This window comes from Euzebya tangerina, assembly GCF_003074135.1.
GTDB classification, from domain to species: domain Bacteria; phylum Actinomycetota; class Nitriliruptoria; order Euzebyales; family Euzebyaceae; genus Euzebya; species Euzebya tangerina.
Genome location: NZ_PPDK01000001.1, coordinates 3,035,710 through 3,056,863, shown reverse-complemented (window position 1 = coordinate 3,056,863; position 21,154 = coordinate 3,035,710). Strand labels below are relative to the sequence as shown.

Here is a 21,154-nt window from a genome sequence, read left to right as displayed (position 1 = left end):
TCATGACCGGACGTGCGGCACAGTCGCAGCGAACCGTGCGTGGGACGATCCGGCGCCGGCTGCTCGTCAACGCGTTGGTCGATCCCGACGAAGCCGCTGAGCGGCTGCCAGCGGGCGTACGACCGCACGTGACCCCCGAGGGCACGGTGGTGGGCTGCTGCATGTTGGAGATCGAGGGCATCCGACCCGCCGGCGTGCCCGTGGCTCTCGGCCAGCGCCTTCGAGCCGTAGCGCATCGCATCTCGGTCGAGTGGGAGGACGGGTCCGGCGGGACCGAGATCGGTGTGTACGTGCCGATCCGGCACACGGACTCACGACTTGCTGCCGTCCTCGGCGGGCGTTGGTTCCCGGGCGTGCATGAGCGTGCCCGTATCGAGGTGTCCTCCTCGGGGCTCGAGCTTCGGTGGGCAAGCGAACCGTTGGACGCCACGCACTTCGGGATGCGAGCCGAGGTGCACGACCGGGCAGATGCCGCCGCTGGTGCGGCGTGCGATCCGGTGGGGGCGACGTGCCTGGGTGCATCCGTCGGCTTGTCGCCGGACCGGCGCGGGCGCCTCGAGGCGGCACGGATGGAGCCGTCGCATCGTGATGCCCGCTTGGTGACCGTCGACGTGCTCGAATCGAACTTCATCGACAGCTTCTCGACCGCCGTGATCTCGAACTCATTCCTGATGTGCGATGCTGACGTTGAGTGGACGCGTGCCGCGGCACCCGCAATCGTGAGTGGTGGAACTCCGGCACGACGGTCGTGATCGCGGGACTGCCGGCCTGGAAATCCGACGTCTGAGTGAGCCGGGTCGCTGCCGGGGGCTCTCCTAGGTGGTGAAGGCCCAGACGTGCAGCAACTCTCGGCCGTCGGGCAGCCCGCCTCGGACGTACATCCGCACCAGGGTCTCCCCGGCGCTGTTCTGGAAGGACTCCTGATCTGAGGAGACGACGCCGGCCAGGTCGTCCAAGGACGCGGCGTCCACCGGGTCCTGGGTGACCGACAGGCCGGGCGTCGGCTGCGCGGTGAAGCCCGCCGCCTCGATGGCAGCATCGACGTCCGCCGGATCGCCTTCCAGCGCCACAGCTGCATAGGCGTCGAGGCCGCACCGCTCCTCAGATCCCACCACGTCCAGCGACTCCACGGCCTCGAAGCCCGCCCACTGCAGCAGATCGTCCGCAGGTGAGGGCTCGGAGCGCTCGATCGACCGCGCATCCTCGGCCACAGCACAGGCCCCGGGCGCGTCGGCCACCTCGCCCTCCGCCGTGCAGGACGCCGCGAGGAGCATCGCGGCGACCAGAAGAAGTGTCAGGCCCCGATCCACGCTGAGACCGTAGGTCGACTGTGCACGCGATGCAGGTGGCCGACGGACACGCCTTCGCCGACAGTCTGACCGGTGGTGCCCTGGTTGGATGCTCGCTGCCATCAACGGGCCGCTGCGACTACGCATGCATGAGTCGCTGCCAGCAGTACCAACAGCACCCTCAGCGACATTCCCTTACAGATCTTACGGCCGGCGTATCAAGCCATCCCCCATCTCCGTCACTGCCCTGAACACGCCAACCCGCACCTTGCGGGAGGAACCGAATCGGCGTGTCCCCAAAGAGTGAGGGAGCACAGCAATGCACACACCCGTTGTCCAACGCGCGCGGAGGTCATTGGCAGCAGTCATGACCGCCGCGCTTGTCTTCGCGCTACTGGCACTCGTAGCGCCGCCGGCGGAGGCCCAGACCACCTACACCGTCACCTTGAACCGCATGACCGCCGACTCGACGGTCGATGACCCGGCTCCGGACGGCTGCGCCGCGGCAGACTGTTCGCTGCGCGAGGCCGTCCTGGACGCCAATGCCAACCCTGGCGCGGACATCATCACCTTCGAGGGTCCGGGGACGATCTCTCTGGACCGCACCGGCGCCGAGTCGGACACCACCAACGACCTCGACATCACCGACGACGTCACCATCCTGGGCGTGGGTGACTCGACGTCGATCACCCCCGCGGACATGAACTTCAGCGAGGAGCGCGTCTTCGACATCGTCGACTCGACGGTGGTGATCGAGAACATCGTCTTCTTCGACAGTGAGGGCAACGGCGACGGGGGCGCCATTCGCGCCGACTTCGGCAGCGACCTGACGGTGCGCGATTCGACGTTCCGCAACAACCAGTCCTACTTCGGCGGCGCGATCGCCCAGAACGGCGGTGACCTGCTGGTCGAGGACTCCTTGTTCGCCGGCAACAACGCCAACTTCCAGGGAGGTGCCATCTATGTCCTCGAGCCGGAGTCGCACCAGATCGAGAACACCCTGTTCGAGGCGAACTCCGCCGGTGTGTACTGCTGCTCCTCCGCCGGCTCGGCCGGCGAGGGCGGCGCGATCTACTACAACTACGACGCCTCACCGGCGCCGGCCCTCATCAACGACAGCACGTTCGTGGGCAACTTCGCCCAGACCGCGTTCGAAGGCGGGGGCAACTTTCCGGGCGGTATTGCTGGCGCGATCTACTCGTCCAACGCCCCGTTGGCGATCACCAACACGGTGTTCGACAGCAACGGCTCGGAGAACACCACCTTGGCGGGCGCCATCTACATGACGCAGTTCGAGGAGGCGAATGCCAGCACCATCGACAACACCACGTTCGTCCGGAACCAGGCCATCCAGAACGGCGGTGCCATCCAGATGGTGAGCGACGACTTCAACGGTGTGGACCTGACCATCTCCGAGTCCACCTTCGACCGGAACTTCCTGACCGGCGACGACGGTAGCGCCGGCGGCGCCATCTACGTCGGGTGGGCCGAGAGCGACCTCGACATCACCAACTCCACCATCTCGGCCAACACGGCCGTCCTTGGTGGCGGCATCCACATCGAGGCCGACCAGATCCCGCAACGTCAGGCTGTCGCACAAGGGCAGTTCAACTTCGCCGACGTCCGCCTCGGCCACGTAACCCTCGTGGAGAACGAAGGCCGGGCCGGCATCGTCAGCCAGTCCGCGAACGCGACTGTCGAGTCCCGCTCGACCATCGTGGCCGACAACGTGGCTGCCAACTGCTCCGCCCCCAACCCTGGTGTGTTCGTCTCGCTCGACTACAACCTGGAGAGCCGGGACGAGTGCAACTTCGACCAGGCGAACGACCAGACCGACACCGACCCGACGCTTGGCCCACTGGCTGACAACAACGGCCAGACCCAAGGCCAGGTCGACACCACCGGCATCGGTCAGACCCACGCGCTGCTCGACGGCTCCCCCGCCATCGACGCAGCCGACCCGGACTTCTGCCCGGACCCGATCGGCACCGACCAGCGACTGGTCACCCGTCCCCAGGGACCAGCCTGTGATGTCGGCGCCTACGAGGCCGGCGACACCGACGTCGCGGTTGACAAGAGCGTGTCGCCCATGGAGGTCGACACCGAGACCGACTCCACGTTCACCATCACGGTGACCAACCCGGCACCGTCCCAGCCCGCCGACGTCGTCGTCACCGACGAGGTACCGGCTGGCCTGATCATCAACGACGTCATGACCACGCAGGGAACCTGCGACCCGCCAGCGGGCCAGACCATCACCTGTGACCTCGGCACCGTGGCAGTCGACGCCACCGTGACCATCACCATCGACGTGTCCGGTCCCGTCCCCGGGTCCTACACCAACACGGCGACCATCGACGTGAACGAGGGCGCGGGCGATGACAACCCGGAGAACGACTCCGCCGACGCCACGCTGGTCGTGGTCGAGGACCAGGTGCTCTGCTCCGGTGGTGAGGACGAGAACGGTGATCCGATCATCGTCGACGGCATCAACCGGATCGAGGGACTGAACCGGATCCAGACCGCCATCGCAGCCTCCCAGGCCGCGTGTGGTGACGGCGAGGCGCCAGCCGTGGTGCTGACCCGTGCGGACCTGTTCCCCGACGCCCAGGCGGTGGCACCCTTCGCCATCGACATCGGCGCGCCGCTGCTGCTGTCCAACCCGGCGACCCTGGACGCCGAGACCGAGACCGAGATCCAGCGCGTGCTGCTGCCCGGTGGCACCGTGTACCTCTCGGGTGGTGAGGTGGCCCTGTCCGCCGCGGTGAACCAGCGTCTGATCGACCTGGGCTACAACACCGTCCGGTACGGCGGCGTCAACCGGTTCGAGACGGCGGCGATCATCGCCGACCAGGGTCTGAACAACCCGCCGAACCTGCTGATCGCCGACGGTGGTGACTTTGCCGACTCGATCGTGGCTGGTGCCGCATCGGTCAACGTCGACACCACCTCCGACACCGTCCAGGCAGCGGTGCTGCTGACCAGTGACGTCAACATCCCGCCGGAGACGCAGGCCTACCTGGACAGCCGGGTTGGCCCCGCTCCGACGCTCATCGCCATCGGTGTGGCCGCCGGTCAGGCCTTCCCCGCAGCGGAGGAGGTCAGCGGACCGACCCGGTTCGAGACCGCCGTCGCGGTGGCCGAGCGGTTCTTCGACAGACCACGCGCCTTTGCCGTTGCACGGTCCAATGACTTCGCCGATGGCCTTACCGGTGCCTCACTGATCGGGCGGACGATCGTTGGCCCAGGTCCGATGCTGCTGGTGGAGACCGACAGCCTCCCGAGTGCCGTCGACACCTACTTGCAGGCCAACGCCAGCGACATCGAGCGGGCGCTGATCTTCGGCGGAACCGCCGCGATCGACGCCAGCGTCGAGGCAGCGATCGAGACAGCCCTGGGCTTGTAGCCCAGATCCCTTGAGGGCAATCGATGGGCGGTCCCTACCCAGGGGCCGCCCATCGTGGTTGTCTGGAGCCCGACGCACGCGACGCGTCGAAGCGACCACCCATGACAACTGCTGCCGGGAAGCAAACCCGAGTGCTCGGCGCGCTCGGGCTGCTCGTCATCATGACGCTCACGCCGCTCCCCGCCGCCGTCGGTCAGGTGACCTTCACCGTCGACAGCACCCACATGACGGGCGTCGCCGCCGAGGACGATCCCTCGCCGGGGTCCTGTGACCCAGGGGACTGCTCGCTGCGTGAGGCCGTGATCGCCGCCAACACCAGCCCGGGCCAGGACCGCATCACCTTCGACGGCCCCGGCGTCATCGCCCTCGCCCGGGTCGACGCGATCTCGGAGACCGAGGCCACGAACGACCTGGACATCACTGACGACGTGGTGATCGCCGGTCCCACGGACGGCGACACCGTCGCGATCACACCGGCCGCGATGAGTGGCGTGGAAGCGCGGGTCTTCGACGTGCAGGCCGGGACGGCGCTGATCACCGATCTCCTGCTCCGAGACGGCGAGAGCACCACGGGCGGCGGTGCCGTGCGCGTGCGGGAGGGAGCCGCGCTCGCCCTCGGTGGGATGACGTTCCGCACGAACCGGGCCAGCATCGGCGGGGCGATCCACGTCGACGGGGGCGAGCTGACGGTGGAGGACTCGACGTTCGATCGCAATGGCGCGAACAGCCGCGGCGGTGCCATCGCCACCACGGCGGCACAGGCCCTCGACGTCTCGACCAGTGTGTTCGAGGGCAACGCCGCCGGTCGTGCCTGCTGTCAGCAGACGGCGGCGAGCGGCTCCGGCGGGGCGATCTCCCTCGACGGCGCGACCGGGCCGGCGACGCTGGACCAGTCGACGTTCACCCGGAACGTCGTGGAGGAGGATGGCGTCCCCGGAGGCCAGGGCGGGGCGGTCGACGCGAGGACTGCCGTGACCGTGTCCAACTCCGTCTTCGACACCAATGGTGGTCCCCTCACGGCCGTCGGTGGCGCCGTCAGCCTCGACAGTGCCGGGCCGACCGTCTCCGAGATCATCAACACGACCCTCGCGGGTAATGCGGCACGCACTGCCGGCGGCGGGCTCTTCCTGAGCAACGGCAGCCTGTTGCAGGTCGGGTCGAGCACGGTCGCCCGCAACCTGGCCACGGCGGACGACGGAGGTCGAGGTGGCGGCATCAGCGTCGGCGGGGTCGGAGCGGTGCTCCAGCTGACCAACACGACCATCAGCGGGAACCAGTCGTCGCTGGGCGGGGGCGGGATCCATATCGCCGATGACCAGCTGACGCGATCGCCGGCGAGTGTGCGACAGCCCGCAACCCTGGTGGAGCTGACGCACGCCACGGTGGTGGACAACGGCGGTTCTGCGGCGATCGCCAGCCAGACGGCAGGCAGCCGGATCAGCGTCGCGAGCACGATCATCGCGGCTGGCCGCTCGGCCAACTGCTTCACCCCGGAGCCCGGCCAGCTCGAGTCGCTGGGCCACAATCTCGAGTCAGCGGACCAGTGCAACCTCGACCAGACGACCGACCTCCCCGGCACCGATCCGATGATCAGGCCGTTGGCTGAGGACTCCGGCGTGCCGCAGGGGGCGGCGGGCGACCGCAGTGGGGAAGCACACGCCCTACGAGCGGGGTCCCCGGCCATCGACGCAGCTGATCCCGATCGGTGCCCTGACCCGATCGCCGTGGACCAGCGGGGTGTGCCGCGACCCCAGCAAGACCACTGCGACATCGGGGCCTACGAGCTCATCGGCGCGTTCGATCTCGCGCTGGCCAAGTCGGTCTCGCCGCGCGCCATGAACGTCGGCGAGACGGCGACGTTCACCCTCGCGATCAGCAACCCGTCGCCGTCCACCCCGGGCTCTGTGGTCGTGACCGACGTCGTCCCGGACGGCCTGTCCATCACAGCCGCCACAGCGACGCAGGGGTCCTGCGAGCCACCCGCCGGTCAGACACTCACGTGTGCGCTGGGTGAGGTGGAGGTCGATGCAACCGTGATGGTCACCGTCGCCGTCAGGGCAACGACCGCCGCGACCTACACGAACACGGCCACGACGATCATCGATGCGGGAGCCGGTGACGACGACCCGGAGAACAACGCCGCCTCCGCCACGCTGGTGGTCCAGGAGACTGGCGTCGGCTGCAGCGGTGGGACCAGCCAGGCTGGACCGACCATCAGCGACGGGATCACCCGGATCGATGGGCTGAATCGGATCCAGACGGCGATCGCCAGCTCTCTGGCGGCCTGCGGAGCGGGGGACGCACCGGCCGTGGTCCTCACCCGCTCCGACCTCTTCCCCGACGCGCAGGCCGGGACGCCGCTCGCGGTGTCACTCGGTGCACCGCTCCTGCTGTCTCAGCCGGACTCGTTGAGCGTCGAGACCGAGGACGAGATCCGCCGCGTGCTCCTCGACGGTGGCACGGTGTACCTGCTGGGCGGCGAGGTGGCCCTGTCGACCGAGGTCGAGCAGCGCCTGGCCGACCTCGGGTACGGCACCGTGCGGTACGCCGGCCAGAACCGATTCGAGACGGCCACGACCATCGCAGAGGACGGCCTGGGCAGCCCATCGACCGTGCTCGTCGCCGACGGCGGCGACTTCGCGGACTCGATCGTGGCCGGCGCCGCCTCGGCAGGCATCGACACGATCTCGGACACCGAACCGACCGAGACCGAACCGAGAGAGACCGGACCGACAGAGACCGGACCGACGGAAGCCGCGTCCGCCGGAGCGGCCATCCTGCTCACCAGCGACATCACGGTGCCGCCGGAGACCCGCGACTTCCTCGCCCGGCAGGTGACGCCGCCGACCGTGATCGCCATCGGTGCAGCTGCCGCGACGGCCTTCCCCGACGCCGAGGCGGTCAGCGGGCCGACCCGGTTCGAGACCGCCGTCGCCGTCGCCGAGCGGTTCTTCGAGACGCCCACGGCGGTCGGGATCGCGCGAGCCGACGCCTTCCCCGACGGACTCTCCGGCGGGGCCCTGGTCGGCCGCCCGATCGTCGGCCCGGGACCGATCATCCTGACGGCGAGCGACGCGCTGCCATCCGCCGCCGAGGGCTACCTCACCACCAACGCGGACACCATCGAACGGGCTCTGATCTTCGGCGGGACGGCAGCCGTGGATGCGGAGGTCGAGATGGCGATCGCCGCGGCACTCGGGCTGTAGCATTCCTCCGCCGATGCCCACCACCAGCCGCCGCCCATGAGCTCTTGGTCCGACGGCGATCCGGACCTCTCGCCCTCCCAGATCATCGCCCTGTCCTTCGCCGGGCTGATCGCCGTGGGCACGCTCCTGCTGGCCCTCCCGATCTCCCACGGCGCCGAACGGGTCGGCATCCTCGATGCGGCGTTCACGGCCACCAGTGCCGTCTGCGTGACGGGCCTGATCGTCGTCGACACGGGCACGGCGTTCAGTGGGTTCGGCCAGATCGTCATCGCCACCCTCTTCCAGTTGGGCGGACTGGGCCTGCTGACCTTCGGGACCTTCCTCGCCCTGGCCACAGGGCGCCGCCTGGGGTACGGCGAACGGCTCCGCCTGCAGCAGCAGGTCAGCGCGACGGAGATCGGCGGTCTGGTGGGTCTGATCCGCTCGATCGGCTCGATCGTCCTGATCACCGAGCTGATCGGGGCCCTGCTGCTGTACACCCGCTTCGTCGAGACCGAAGGGGTCGGACGAGGTGCGTGGTTCTCGCTCTTCCACAGCATCTCGGCGTTCAACAACGCCGGCTTCTCCCTCTACCCGGACAGTCTGGTGCGCTACGTCGGTGACCCGATCGTCAACGCCACCGTCATCGGGCTGATCATCGCCGGCGGCCTCGGCTTCATCGTGTTCGCGAACCTGGACCACTCGATTCGGGGTCCCAAGCGGGTGACGTTGACGCTTCACACGAAGATGACGCTGCGCATCACGGTGTTCCTGCTGGCCAGCGGGACCGTCGCGATCATGGTCTTCGAGTGGAGCAACCCGGCAACGCTTGCGGACATGTCCCTGGGCAGTCGCCTGCTCGCCTCGGTCTTCCAGTCGACGACGGCCAGGACAGCCGGGTTCAACACGCTCGACTATGCCGAGATGAACCCGGCCACGCTCCTGCTCACCATGCTGCTGATGTTCATCGGCGGAAACCCGGGCTCAACAGCTGGTGGGATCAAGACGATCACCTTCTACGTGCTCGTGGTCAGCATCTGGAGCGTCATCCGGGGACGCGGGGATGCGGTCGTGTTCGGCCGGCGACTGCCGACGGCAACCGTCGTCCGGGCCGGCGCCATCAGCTTCGGTGCGGTCATGATCGGCGGCGCCGCCCTCACCCTGCTGGCCTTCATCGAGCCAGACATCCCGTTCCTGCCGCTGATGTTCGAGACGGTCTCCGCCCTGGGGACCGTGGGCCTGTCCATGGGGGCCACCGGTGAGCTGAGCAGCGCCGGCAAGTGTGTCATCATCCTGCTCATGTACCTGGGACGGATCGGCTTCCTGACGTTTGCCCTGGCCCTGGTCGAACGACAGCGCTCGGCCCGGCACTCCTACCTGGCGGAGGAAGTGGTGATCGGGTGAGTCGGCAGTTCCTGGTCATCGGCGTCGGGCGGTTCGGCAGCGCCATCGCGAGCACCCTGTTCGACTTCGGGCAGGAGGTCGTCGCCATCGACCAGGACGAGGAGGCCCTGGAGTCCGTCATGCACTCCGTGACCCACGCCGCCGTGGTCGACGCGACCGATGACGAGGCCCTCACCAAGCTGGGCCTGCGTGACTTCGACACCGTCATCGTGGCCATCGGCGACAACCTCGAGGCCAGCATCCTGGCCACGGTCGCGGCCAAGGCGGCCGGCGCGCGATACGTCATCAGCAAGGCTGACCGCCGCATGACGGCGCGGATCCTGGCCAGCGTCGGCGCCGACGAGGTGGTGCGCCCCGAACACGACATGGGGTTCCGTCTGGCCCGGCAGTTGGCCTCCCCGAACGAGGTCGCGGCACTGGAGCTCGGTCCTGAGCACTCGATCGTCGAGGTCGAGACCCGCGACCGACTGTGCGGCACGCTGGAGAACCTCGAGTTGCCCTCCCGCTTCGGCGTCAACGTGATCGCCGTTCACCGCTCGGATGACATCATCGTCGGGCCTGGGGCGGACTTCGAGATTCGTGAGGGCGACCGGATCGTGGTCATCGGCCGCAACGAGAACTTCGACGCGCTACGGGACCACGTTGCCGGGTAGGAGGAGGCCGTGAACTCCTCATGGCCGCGTGGGTTGGCCCCCTACTTCTGTCTTCTTCTGCTGTTCGGCGGGCTGGTGCTCGACCTCAACACCCAGCAGGAATTGGTCGTGGCGATCATCTACAACATCCCGATCGCGGTGTCAGGCGTCCTGCTCTCCCGCCAGCTGACGATCACGACCATCATCCTGTCGCTGCTGGCCAACCTCGCTGCCGGCTACGACAACGCCATCGCCGAGGGCGGACTCGAGACGGTGGTCATCCTCAACCGCGTGTTGGCCGCCATGTCGTTCCTGCTGGTCGGGACCATGACCCTGCTGTTCGAGACCACCTCCGAGGAGGTGGAGGAGCTGGCCGAAGTCGAGCAGAGCAGCGAACGCGAGCGGGCCCTCCGCCACTTCCTCATCGCACTGTCCGGTCCACTCGAGCCGGACGAGCTGATGCAGGGCGCCACGGAGGGCCTCCGCGGGCTGCTGGGCGCCGACTCGGTCGTGATCTCCGGCCTCGATGACGACCGGTTCAGCCAGCCGCGGTGGACGTGTCCCGCCTACACGAGCCTGGCCAAGCCGGGGACGCTGGCCACCTGGGCCGTCGATGCATTGCCGGTGACGGCGACACCCGTCATCACCGTCCGCTCGGACGAGGGCATCATGAGCGTGGGTCGTTGGCGCTGCTCAGCCGCTGAGAACCTCGTGGTCCTGGCCGCCCGGCCCACGCGGCATCAGGCGTCCCAGCTGCTCGGTGAGGCCCTGCAGAGCCTGGAGCCGTTGCGCGAACGAGCACTGGTCATGCATGAGCTGCGGGCGGGGAGGCCGCCGGAGGCGATCGAAGACTCAGCCGAAGCTGATGTCGCCGCCGGGTGAGAAGACCGCCAGCGAGAAGGGGCCGTACGCCTCCCCGACCACGGTCGCCTGGACGACGAGCTGACCGCTGACGCCGATCGTGGTGTCCAACCGGGCGTGGGGGAAGCCTCCGCCATCATCGTCCCCGCCCACCGCGGTGTTGTTCTCCACCTCGATCAGCAGCGGGTCGGTGGTGTTCGACAGGGCCCGCATCTCCACGATGACCCGAGTCCCGGGCGCGCCGCTCATCACGACGGTCTGCGCCGGCTGCTCTGGCGTGATCTCGCTCTGCGCCTCGGCATCCGGTGCCGGGTCGACGCTGAGGAAGTACAGACCTTGGCCGTCCTGCCGGAACGTCGTCGCCTCGATCACGTAGGTCCCGGTGGCGGGCAGCGTGACCTGCAACAGGGAGCTGAAGTTCCCGCCGCTGTCATCGTCGGTCGCGATCAGTCGCCCGTCCGAGGTGAGGAGGTTGACGACCGTGTCAAGGGGTGGCCCGTCTCCCTGTGGCCCGGACAGGCGGATCCGGATGGCCTCACCGGCGGTGCCCTGGAAGCGGTACCGCCGGGCCGGGGTCGTGGCATCCAGGGTGTCGGTCACGATGTCCCCCAGGGCCAGATCGACGGTGTCGCCCGGCTCCGACGGCCCGGGATCGCCCGGATCGCCCGGACCACCGGGGTCGCCTGGACCGGGGATGGGTCCCGGGTCCAGCGGGGCGGTTGGCGTGCATCCTGTCCCGGCGGTCGCATCGGCCAGCACCGACGCCGCGGCGTCGCTGATCAGGTCGGTGTCACCGGCGATGAGCACCTGGGTGTCCAGCCCGCACACGGCATCGAGGACGGCCTGGGGAATCCGTTCACCGCTGTCACCCTCGATCGCGGCGAACACCCCGCCGAAACGGCCGGTCAGCATCGAGGCGGCCAGGACGTGGGCGAAGGCGTCGCGCTCGCGGCGCAGGTTGACGCCGACCACCACCGCCGGCGGCTGGGTGCCGTACAGGCCCCGATTGAACAGCGACACCTGTGCAGCGGTCTCGAATCGGGTCGGCCCGGCCAGGCGGGTGGTGCTCCCGGCCCCCGTGATCGCCTCGACCTCGGCGACCACCGAGTCGGCGATCGCCACGGTCCCGCCGGCGACCAGGACCCGCTCGGGGGCCAGGCGACGGAGCGCCTCCGCCGTGAACGGGCTGAGGAACTCCGTCGGTGTCAGCAGGATCGGCGGTCCCCAGAAAGATCCCAACTCGCCGACCGTGACCGCGTCCGGCCAGTTCGACCCGGTGGCCAGCACAACGGTCCCGCCGATGACGGGGGTGATGCCGTCACCCGGGTCGAGCACCTGGTCGGCGACCAGGGACGCCGTCTCCTCCCGGCCGGATCCCGCGAGCCGCTGGACCGCGAAGCCGAGGTCGGTCAACTGGGTGTCCGCGGAGGCGGGGATCGCGGCGACGCCACCCAGCACGTAGATGGTCCCGCCCGCCGGGACGACACGGCGCAGCTCGTTCAGGGTGTCCTCGTCCAGCCGGCCGTCGGGTCCGGTGAACAGCAGCGGTGCCACGCCGAAGGCCAGGGTGGAACCGGCCAGCGCGTCGGGGAAGCGGGTGGAGGTCGCGATGACGCCGTACTGCCCTTCGCCGTCGCGGAAGCTGGTCTGGGAGATGGCCACGGCCTGGCCGACCGGGTCGCTGGTGCCGCTGCCGTCGACGGTGATCCGCTGGGGGGCAGCGGCCGGTGGGGCTGGTGTCGTCGGGTCGGGGTCGCCAGGGCCGATGGTTCCGTCGATGATGCCGGCCAACCAGCCGACGTAGGTCAGCACCTCGGTGTACACGCCGGGGTCCTGGACGCCGCAGAGCCCGCCGAAGGATGTCACACCGATGACGGCCAGCACCCCGTCGCCTCGATCGGTCCACAGCGGCCCGCCGGAGTCTCCCTGGCAGCTGTCGTTGCCAGGCGACTGTTCGGTCCCGGGGTCGCCCGCGCAGACCATCCGATCACCCACCAGGGTCGGATACCCCTGCTGGCAGGCGGCATCGCTCACCAGCGGGACGCCGACCTCCAGCAGGATGGGGGACGGGTTCTCACCGAACGGTGTGGTGGCGCCGTACCCGGTGACCACGGCCGCGCGCCCAGGCTCGTACAGCTCGGTCTGTCCTGCCTGGACGATCGCGCTGGGCGGGGTCTGAGCCGGTGTGGCCAGCCGCATCAGGGCGATGTCGTTGGCGCTCGTGATCGCGTCGTAGGCCGGATGGATGACGATCTCGCTGATCGCCAGACGCTCACCGCCCTGCCGCCAGTCCACGGTGTCCAGTGCCACGGCAAGGTCCTCGGGCTGGCTGTCCCGTTCCCCCGTGCGCGGGTCGAAGAAGCAGTGGGCCGCTGTCATGACCCACTCAGGATCGATGAGCGTGCCGCCGCAGAACTGGCCGAAGCCCTGCGTGACCTCGATCACCGCCGCCATCCCGGGGTACTCCCCCGGGTCGGCCGGGACCCCGTTGATGATGTGGAAGGCGTCATCATCGGGAGCGGCGCCATCCTGGATCGGAGCGGCGCTGGTCGCGGTGGCGGGGAGCAGCGAGATGGCGAGCAGCAGGGTGAGAACGATCGACCGCATGGCCGGAACCGTAGCTCCCGACGCGGGCCGCTAACGGATTGGTCGGATCACCGTAAGAGGTTGGGTGAGGACGGCTGGCTCGGGCGGCGTCAGTCGTAGATCAGTCGTAGAAGCGCTGCTCCATGACCCGCCGGACTCGACGTCGCGCTCGAGCGACCGACTCCTCGAGGGCCTGCAGGCCGTCCACGCCGAGGAGCGCTGCCAGCTGCGCACGGCGTTCCGGGGCGACCGGCAACTGGTCGGTCCGTCGCTCACCCAACAGGAACACCCCGTTTCGGACCTCGGAGAACAACTGCCAACCATCGGCCAGCCACTCGCTCTCGGTGTCACTCAACCAGCCGTGCTCGTGGAGCAGGGAGATGCCGCGTGCGGTCCCGGGGCTGCGCAGGTCCACGGCATCGCGACCGTGGACCATCCGCAGCAGCTGGACCGTCCACTCGATGTCCGCCAGGCCGCCAGGGCCGAGCTTCAGATCCTCCCTCGACCGGACGCGCTCGGACTCGAGCCGCGCCTTCATCCGCCGGACCGCCCGCACTCGTGTGGCGTCGGTCCGGTAGACCTGATCGGTGACACCCTCCAGGAGTTCGGCCACCAGCTCGGTTTCCCCGCCGGCCGGCCGTGCCTGGGTGAGGGCGAACAGCTCCCACGGCTTGGCCCACTCCTGGTAGTAGCGCAGCGTCGAGGCGACGCTGCGCGTGAGCGGCCCGGCCCGGCCTTCGGGACGAAGGCCCGCATCGACGTCGAACGTCCCTGCCACGGGCGCGGTGGAGCCGAGCATCTCGATGACCGCGCCGGCTTTGCGGTCGGCCACGGCTGCGTCACCCTCGTGGACGAAGACCACATCCAGATCGGAGGGGAATCCGAGCTCCCGGCCGCCGAATCGACCCATGGCGAGGATGCCGAGTCGCGCCCCGTCGCCGAACCGGTTGTCGGCGGCGTGCAGCGCACCGGCGAGGAGCCCCTCACCGAGGTCGGACATCTCCCGGCCGGCCTGATGGACGTCGGCATCCCCAAGGACCACCCGCAGGGCCGTCCGTAGCAGCGTTCGCCGCGCGTGTCGCCGCAGGGCATCCAGACCACCGGTTCCGCCGCCGCGACCGACCACGGCGATGGCGGTTCGCACCTCCTCCTCGGTCGACGGATCGACGCGCAGGGCCACTCGATCGGTGAGGAGGCGCAGCGCCTCCGGCTGATGGACGAACCACCGCGCCAGTCGCGGGCTGGTGGCCAGCACACGAGCCAGAACGGCAGCGTGTGACGGGTTGTCCCTGATCAGGCGCAGGAACCCCGGCCGTCCGGCGAGTGCGTCGGCCACATCCCGCACGGCCCTGAGGCCCGCATCGGGGTCCGGTCCGGTGGCGAGGGCTTCGAGCATCGCAGGGAGCGCCACCCGCAACTGTCGCGCGGTCCGCGTGGTGCCGTTGGCCAGCGCCTCGACGTCGCCCAGTGCCCGGGACGGCGCGACGAAGCCGAGCGCCTCCAGACGCTTCTTGGCCGCACTGCGGTCGAGCCCCCCGTCGAGGCGATCGCTGGACGCCCATGCCGCCACCGTGCCGAGCAGCGGGCGGAAGAAGAGCTTCTCGTGGAGGCGACGGACTCCACGGCGCACTCGTTCCAGTTCTCGGTCGAACTCCTCCAGAGCGGACCGGGCGGGAAGATCCCGGAACCCGAGGACGATGGCGAGTCGGTGCCGCTCGGCGTCGGCCGCGGGGATGGTGTGGGTTCGGCGGAGCCCCCACAGTTGCAGGCGGTGTTCCACCGTCCGCAGGAAGCGGTAGGCGTCGCCGAACAGCTGGGCGTCGCCTTCGTCGACGTAGCCACCTCGGGCCAGCGCCTGGAGGGCTGGCAACGTGCCCGCTGCTCGCAGGCTCACATCGGTCGGTCCATGGACCAACTGCAGCAGTTGCACGGCGAACTCGATGTCCCGCAGTCCGCCAGGGGCAAGCTTCAGCTGTCGGATGCCGTCGCGGCGCACGGGCCTGGACCGCTCGACCTCTCCCTTCATCTGCTGGACGTCGGCGACGGTGTCCGGCGCGCGGCTGCCCGGCCAGATCAGGGGTTCCAGGGCGGCGTGCAGCTGCGTGCCGAGTTCCGCGGGGCCAGCCGCGTGACGCATCTTCACCAGGGCCTGGACCTCCCAGGTGCGACCCCAGCGCTGGTGGTACTCCAGGTAGGACTCCACGGTCCGTGACAGGGCGCCGCTCCGTCCCTCCGGACGCAGGTTGGCGTCCATCTCGACACAGCTGCCGGCCAGGTCCAGGACCCGCTGGGCGAGCTTCACCGCGGCCTGCTGCTCGCCGCGGTGGACGAAGATGACATCGACGTCAGAGACGTAGTTCAGCTCACGTCCGCCGAGCTTGCCCATCGCCATCACCGCCAGGTCGGCGGCAGGCTCGCCCATCTCGGCCCGTGCCAGCAGGTGAGAGCGTTGGAGGACGGCGTCCGCCAGATCCGAGAGTGCCTCCGCGGCCCGTGGCGTGTCGAACTCCCCCATCAGGTCGCGAACCGCGATCAGGAACAGCCCGCGGCGGTGCGCCTGCCGCAGGCCCGCGGCGTCGCTCGCGGCCACAGCCTCGGTCGGGTCGGGCAGCGTGGGGGTGTCCAGGACGTGGAGCAGCCAGCGGTCACGTGCAGCCAGGTCGGCCGCGGCCGGCGAGGCCCCGAGCACCACACCCAGCCGCCGGCAGCCGAGCTCCGAGGTGGGAAGGTCCGCGGGCTCCAACCGTCGCAGCGCGGACTCGGCCAGGTCGCGGTCAGCAGCAGCGCCGAGCGTCACCTGCCGCGGTTCCACGGGACCTACAGCGTGGGGAGGTACCGCTCCAGCTCGAACGGCGTCACCTGTCCGCGGTACTCGTTCCACTCACGCCACTTGTTGCGCAGGAAGAAGTCGAAGACGTGCTCACCCAGCGCCTCCGCCACCAACTCCGACCCCTCCATCGCCCGGAGGGCCTCGTCGAGCGAGGTGGGCAGGCTCTCGATGTCAGCGGCCCGCCGCTCGGCGTCGGTCATCTCGTAGATGTTGTCCTCGGCCTCCGGGGGTAGCTCGTACCCCTCCTCGATCCCCTTGAGCCCGGCTGCCAGCATGACCGCGAACGCCAGGTAGGGGTTGCAGGCAGGGTCGGGGGCCCGGTACTCGATCCGCGTCGAGCTGCTCTTGTTCGGCTTGTAGCGCGGAATCCGAATGAGCGAGGAGCGATTGTGGCGACCCCAGGACACGTGGACCGGCGCCTCGAATCCTGGGACCAGGCGCTTGTAGGAGTTGACCCACTGGCAGGTCACAGCCGTGATCTCCCGGGCGTGGACGAGCATGCCCGCCATGAATCGGCGGGCGGTCGGTGAGAGGTGGTAGGGGTCGTCGCCGTCGTGGAAGGCGTTGGCGTCGCCGTCGAACAGCGACAGGTGGGTGTGCATGGAGCTGCCCCACTCGTCCGTCAGCGGCTTCGGCATGAAGCTGGCGTGGACGCCGTTGCGCATGGCCGTCTGCTTGATCACGTGCCGGTAGGTCATGAGGTTGTCGGCCATGCTGAGCGCATCGGCGTAGCGCAGGTCGATCTCGTGCTGGGACGGTGCCACCTCGTGGTGGGAGTACTCGACGCTGACGCCCATGGCTTCGAGGGTGGTGATGGCCTGACGGCGGAAGTCCGACTGCACCTCGTTGGGGGTCAGGTCGAAGTACCCGCCTCGGTCGAGCGGCGTTGGGTCATCAGCACCCTTGAAGAGGAAGAACTCCATCTCGGGATGGACGTAGAAGCTGAAGCCGAGTTCGCTCGCCCGGTCGAGGTTGCGGCGGAGGACGGCCCTCGGGTCAGCCGCGAACGGCTCTCCGTGCGGGGTGTGGATGTCGCAAAACATCCGGGCGACACCGGGGTCGCCTTCCTTCCAGGGCAGGACCTGGAAGGTGGAGGCGTCCGGCCGCGCGAGCATGTCGCTCTCCTGGACCCGAGCGAACCCGTCGACCGAGCTGCCATCGAACCCGATCCCCTCGGTGAAGGCACCCTCGACCTCGGACTCGGTGATGGCGACCGACTTGAGGGATCCCAGCACGTCGGTGAACCAGAGGCGGACGAAGCCGATGTTGCGCTCGTCGATGGTGCGAAGCACGTACTCCTGCTGGCGGTCCATGATCCCAGATCCTATCCGGGACCACGGGTGGCACGTACCTCCGCACCAGCAGTGCCCCGGTCCCCGGCACTAGTGGGCTTGTTCCCCGATCGGCTCATGGCTGACACCGGCCGGGAACGCCTGGGCGCCCAGGGCAAGTTCGGGGTAGCCGTAGACGCCGTGCTCGTGGATGTCGAGGCCGTCGTACTCCTCCTGCTCGGAGACCCGGAGACCCATCGTGGCCTTCAGGGCCAGGAACAGACCGGCTGTGGCCAGCCCGACGAACGCCGTCACCGATACGACGCCGATCAGCTGGGAGAGGAAGAGGTCGGGACCGCCGCCGTAGACCAGCCCGCTCTCGACGTCGAACAGACCGACCCAGAGCGTGCCGAGGGCACCACAGACGCCGTGGACGCTGACCGCACCGACGGGGTCGTCGACCTTCTTGTCGACGATCGGCACCGCCACGGCCACCAGGACACCGGCGATCAGACCGACCAGGATCGCACCGAGGTTGTTGACCACGTCGGCACCGGCGGTGATCCCGACCAGACCCGCGAGGATCCCGTTGCCAGTCATGCCGACATCGAACTTGCCGTAGCGCAGCTTGGTGTAGAAGCCCGCGGCGACCCCACCGGCGGAGCCTGCCAGGGCGGTTGTGACCAGGACCGCAGCGATGACCGGGCCATCCAGCGCCAGGACGGATCCGCCGTTGAAGCCGAACCAGCCGAAGAACAGCAGCAGCACACCGAGGACCACCAGGGGCATCGAGTGACCCGGGATGGCCCGAGGGCTGCCGTCGGGGCGGTACTTGCCGGTCCGTGGGCCGAGGATCGCAGCTCCCACCAGGGCGGCGACGCCACCGGTCATGTGCACCACGGTCGAGCCGGCGAAGTCGTAGAAGCCCAGGCCGTCCAGCCACCCGCCGCCCCACTTCCACGCCCCCACGATGGGGTAGATCAGCGCGGTCATGACCACGACCACGACGAGGTAGGACTCGAGCTTCATCCGCTCAGCCACGGCACCGGACACGATGGTCGCGGCCGTGGCGGCGAACATCCCCTGGAAGAGGAAGTCGATGGCGATCGAGTCGGCCAGCGGCTCGTACTCGCTGAACCCGGTCAGGAAGAAGCCGTCGGTTCCGACGATGCCGGCGGCGCTCGCGCCGTACATGAGTGCGAAGCCGACGGCGAAGTAGGTCAGGAACCCCAGCGACAGGGTCATCATGTTCTTCATGAGGATGTTCGCGGTGTTCTTCTGCCGGGACAGTCCCGACTCGAGCATCGCGAAGCCCCCGTGCATCAGGAAGACCAGCACCGAGGCCAGCATGATGAATAGGATCAGGGTCGAGTTGGACAACTCTTCGAGCGTCATGGTGGGCTCCTTCGGTGACGCGGTGGCTCTGGCGCAGCGGTCTGCACGCAGCGGAGCTCGGCTCTCTTCGGCTCCTGGACTGACTGGAACGGAGTCTGCGGGTCCGGCATTACGCCGGTGCTAGCCGCGTGTTTCGAGAACGTAAACGGGCCCACGACCAGCTACACAGTGTGTAGCCGTGGTCGCGGGCCCGTGTGTTCACGGGGGGAAGGTTGTCCTCCCAGTGGGGAGCGTTGTCCCCTCGTGGGGAGAGTTACCCCACCTTCACCTCACCGGTCGGCGAGGTGACCGGACCGCGGGGGTAGGCCGCAGCGCCCAGTGCAGCTTCGGGGTAGCCGTACATCCCGTGCTCGTGGATGTCCAGGCCCTCGATCTCCTCCTCCTCGGAGACCCGCAGCAGACCGGCTGCCTTGAGACCGAAGGCGAGGATCGCGGAGGCGACACCGACGAACGCAGCCACAGCGACGACGCCGACGAGCTGGTCGACCAGGAGACCCGCGCCTCCGCCGTGCCAGATGCCAGTCAGGCCGTCCTCACCGGTGTTGGCGTAGATCCCGACGGCCAGGGTGCCCCAGGCGCCGGCGGCACCGTGCACGCTGAAGGCACCGACGGCGTCGTCGATCTTCATCTTGTCGACCATGGGGACAGAGATGGCAACCACAACACCGGCGATGACACCGATCGTGATGGCGGCCAGCATGCCGACCTGGTCCGCACCCGCGGTGATCCCGACCAGACCGCCGAGGACCCCGTTGATGGTCATCGAGGCGTCCGGCTTGCCGTAGCGGACCCAGGTGAACACCATCGCGGTCGCGCCGCCGGCGCAGCCGGCAAGGGTTGTGGTCAGCAGCACCGGTGCGACCAGCGCACCGTCAGCGGCGAGCACGGAGCCACCGTTGAACCCGAACCAGCCCCAGAAGAGGGCGAACATGCCCAGTGTGGCCAGCGGCATCGAGTGTCCGGGGATGGCGCGCGGCTTGCCGTCTGCGCTGAACTTGCCCATGCGGGGTCCGAGGATCCCGGCGATCACCAGCGCGGCGACACCACCGGTCATGTGCACCAGCGTGGAGCCGGCGAAGTCGTAGAAGCCCAGGCTGTCCAGCCACCCGCCGCCCCACTTCCAGTGTCCGACGATCGGGTAGATGAGCGTGGTCATCACCAGGGTGACGACGATGTAGCCGCTGAACTTCATCCGGCCGGCGATGCCACCGGACACGATCGTCGCTGCGGTGGCGGCGAACACCGCCTGGAACAGGAAGTCGACCGCGAGGAACGGGTCACCGTTGATGCCTGCGTCGCTGTACGAGCCGGCCGAGAGGGCGAAGGTGTCGCTGCCGATGAACCCACCGACGCTGCTGCCGTACATCAGCCCGAAGCCGATGAGGAAGAAGGCCAGGATGCCGAAGCAGGCATCCGCCATGTTCTTCATCATGATGTTGGCGGCGTTCTTGGAGCCGGTCATCCCCGACTCGAGCATGGAGAAGCCCGCCTGCATCCAGAAGACCAGGCCCGCCGCGACCATGTAGTACAGGACATCCAGGTTGTTCTGGACCTGCTGGGCGTCTTCGACCTCCAAGAAGGCCGCGTCCGCGGCAGCGGCCGGACTTGCGAACAGCATCAGACCGGCAAGTGCGGCCGTGCTGGCGATCAGTACTTTCTTGCGCAAAGGAATAACCTCCCAGACGGGAACCTCAAAATCGGCTCGTGGCTCGTGATTGATGGGAAGTTATGGGTAAGCGATTCCCGTCGAGTTGCCCCTTTGTTTCTCCTATGTAAAGCCTCCCGGGCCGTCGAGGGCGCAGACCTCATCGCCGTCCGTGCGACTCCACCGTCAGGGTGACCGGACCGTCGGCGGTCATGGTGATCTGCATGTCGGCGCCGAAGACGCCACGGCCGACCGGAACGGTGAGGGCGTCGCAGAAGACCTCGTACAGCCGCTCCCCCTCGGCCGGTGGTGCGGCGTCGACGAATGACGGTCGCCGACCCTTCTGCGCGGTGCCGTACAGCGTGAACTGGCTGATGGCCAGCACGCCGCCACCGACGTCGGCGACGGACCGGTTCATCTTGCCGGCCTCGTCGCTGAAGACCCGCAGCCCCTCCACCTTCGTGGCCAGCCAGCGGGCATCGGCGTCCGTCGAGTCGTGGCCGACGCCGACCAGCACCATCAAGCCCTGCTCGATGGCGCCGGTGGTACGGCCGTCGACGACGACCGAGGCGTGAGTGACCCGCTGCAGGACGACGCGCATGGAGGGCAGGGTAGGGCACGGCTGCGGTCCGCTCCGGCGTGGCCACCCT

13 protein-coding genes are annotated in these 21,154 nt (G+C 68.8%); 6 read left to right on the top strand and 7 right to left on the bottom strand.

The annotated features are described in order from the left end of the window. The first annotated feature begins 2 nt into the window (after window positions 1-2). Window positions 3-752: a DUF2071 domain-containing protein gene (locus C1746_RS14170; protein ID WP_162867758.1), complete on the top strand. Its 750-nt coding sequence runs from the start codon at window positions 3-5 to the stop codon at window positions 750-752. 63 nt (window positions 753-815) lie between these two features. On the opposite strand, the gene C1746_RS14165 is transcribed toward C1746_RS14170, so the two are convergent. Beyond that, window positions 816-1,310: a hypothetical protein gene (locus tag C1746_RS14165; RefSeq protein WP_116715191.1), complete on the bottom strand. Its 495-nt coding sequence runs from the start codon at window positions 1,308-1,310 to the stop codon at window positions 816-818. Between the two features lie 346 nt (window positions 1,311-1,656). Between C1746_RS14165 and C1746_RS14160 the strand changes: the two genes are divergently transcribed. The 5 genes from C1746_RS14160 to C1746_RS14140 all read left to right on the top strand — a co-directional run bounded on the left by C1746_RS14160 (window position 1,657) and on the right by C1746_RS14140 (window position 10,798). After that, window positions 1,657-4,695, top strand: a complete 3,039-nt coding sequence (locus tag C1746_RS14160) for a cell wall-binding repeat-containing protein (RefSeq protein ID WP_116715190.1) — start codon at window positions 1,657-1,659, stop codon at window positions 4,693-4,695. 101 nt (window positions 4,696-4,796) lie between these two features. Further along, window positions 4,797-7,901 (top strand): cell wall-binding repeat-containing protein, encoded by a 3,105-nt coding sequence (locus tag C1746_RS14155; protein ID WP_162867757.1) that lies wholly within the window; start codon window positions 4,797-4,799, stop codon window positions 7,899-7,901. Between the two features lie 36 nt (window positions 7,902-7,937). Further along, the gene (locus C1746_RS14150) at window positions 7,938-9,284 is read left to right on the top strand and encodes a TrkH family potassium uptake protein (protein ID WP_116715188.1); all 1,347 of its coding nucleotides are present in this window, start codon (window positions 7,938-7,940) and stop codon (window positions 9,282-9,284) included. Then, window positions 9,281-9,937, top strand: coding sequence for a potassium channel family protein (locus C1746_RS14145; RefSeq protein WP_116715187.1), 657 nt, complete (start codon window positions 9,281-9,283; stop codon window positions 9,935-9,937). Before C1746_RS14150 ends, C1746_RS14145 begins: the two co-directional genes overlap by 4 nt. A 9-nt stretch (window positions 9,938-9,946) precedes the next feature. Next, on the top strand, window positions 9,947-10,798 hold the full coding sequence (locus C1746_RS14140; protein WP_162867756.1) for a hypothetical protein: 852 nt from the start codon (window positions 9,947-9,949) through the stop codon (window positions 10,796-10,798). Here C1746_RS14140 and C1746_RS14135 read toward each other — a convergent pair. From C1746_RS14135 to dtd, 6 genes are all read right to left on the bottom strand, one after another. Beyond that, window positions 10,769-13,384 (bottom strand): trypsin-like serine protease, encoded by a 2,616-nt coding sequence (locus C1746_RS14135; protein WP_116715185.1) that lies wholly within the window; start codon window positions 13,382-13,384, stop codon window positions 10,769-10,771. The two genes, C1746_RS14140 and C1746_RS14135, sit on opposite strands and share 30 nt — an antisense overlap. A gap of 100 nt (window positions 13,385-13,484) precedes the next feature. Beyond that, entirely contained in the window at window positions 13,485-16,175 is a 2,691-nt protein-coding gene (locus C1746_RS14130) for a bifunctional [glutamine synthetase] adenylyltransferase/[glutamine synthetase]-adenylyl-L-tyrosine phosphorylase (RefSeq protein ID WP_162867755.1), read from the bottom strand. A 5-nt stretch (window positions 16,176-16,180) separates the two neighbouring features. Next, window positions 16,181-17,506: a glutamine synthetase family protein gene (locus tag C1746_RS14125; RefSeq protein ID WP_116715183.1), complete on the bottom strand. Its 1,326-nt coding sequence runs from the start codon at window positions 17,504-17,506 to the stop codon at window positions 16,181-16,183. A gap of 69 nt (window positions 17,507-17,575) precedes the next feature. Then, window positions 17,576-18,859, bottom strand: coding sequence for an ammonium transporter (locus tag C1746_RS14120; RefSeq protein WP_116715182.1), 1,284 nt, complete (start codon window positions 18,857-18,859; stop codon window positions 17,576-17,578). Between the two features lie 253 nt (window positions 18,860-19,112). Further along, window positions 19,113-20,525 carry an ammonium transporter gene (locus C1746_RS14115; RefSeq protein ID WP_240598910.1) on the bottom strand — a complete coding sequence of 471 codons (1,413 nt, stop codon included), beginning with the start codon at window positions 20,523-20,525 and terminating at the stop codon, window positions 19,113-19,115. A 139-nt stretch (window positions 20,526-20,664) separates the two neighbouring features. Further along, complete coding sequence (gene dtd / locus C1746_RS14110; protein ID WP_116715180.1) at window positions 20,665-21,105, bottom strand: D-aminoacyl-tRNA deacylase; 441 nt, start codon at window positions 21,103-21,105, stop codon at window positions 20,665-20,667. Window positions 21,106-21,154: the final 49 nt, after the last annotated feature.

What these genes read in the sequence shown, in the direction of transcription:
- C1746_RS14120 (WP_116715182.1), bottom strand. Translation starts at nt 18,859, where the DNA reads ATGACGCTCGAAGAGTTGTCCAACTCGACCCTGATCCTATTCATCATG.
- C1746_RS14170 (WP_162867758.1), top strand. Translation starts at nt 3, where the DNA reads ATGACCGGACGTGCGGCACAGTCGCAGCGAACCGTGCGTGGGACGATC.
- C1746_RS14160 (WP_116715190.1), top strand. Translation starts at nt 1,657, where the DNA reads ATGACCGCCGCGCTTGTCTTCGCGCTACTGGCACTCGTAGCGCCGCCG.
- dtd (WP_116715180.1), bottom strand. Translation starts at nt 21,105, where the DNA reads ATGCGCGTCGTCCTGCAGCGGGTCACTCACGCCTCGGTCGTCGTCGAC.
- C1746_RS14125 (WP_116715183.1), bottom strand. Translation starts at nt 17,506, where the DNA reads ATGGACCGCCAGCAGGAGTACGTGCTTCGCACCATCGACGAGCGCAAC.
- C1746_RS14155 (WP_162867757.1), top strand. Translation starts at nt 4,797, where the DNA reads ATGACAACTGCTGCCGGGAAGCAAACCCGAGTGCTCGGCGCGCTCGGG.
- C1746_RS14150 (WP_116715188.1), top strand. Translation starts at nt 7,938, where the DNA reads ATGAGCTCTTGGTCCGACGGCGATCCGGACCTCTCGCCCTCCCAGATC.
- C1746_RS14135 (WP_116715185.1), bottom strand. Translation starts at nt 13,384, where the DNA reads ATGCGGTCGATCGTTCTCACCCTGCTGCTCGCCATCTCGCTGCTCCCC.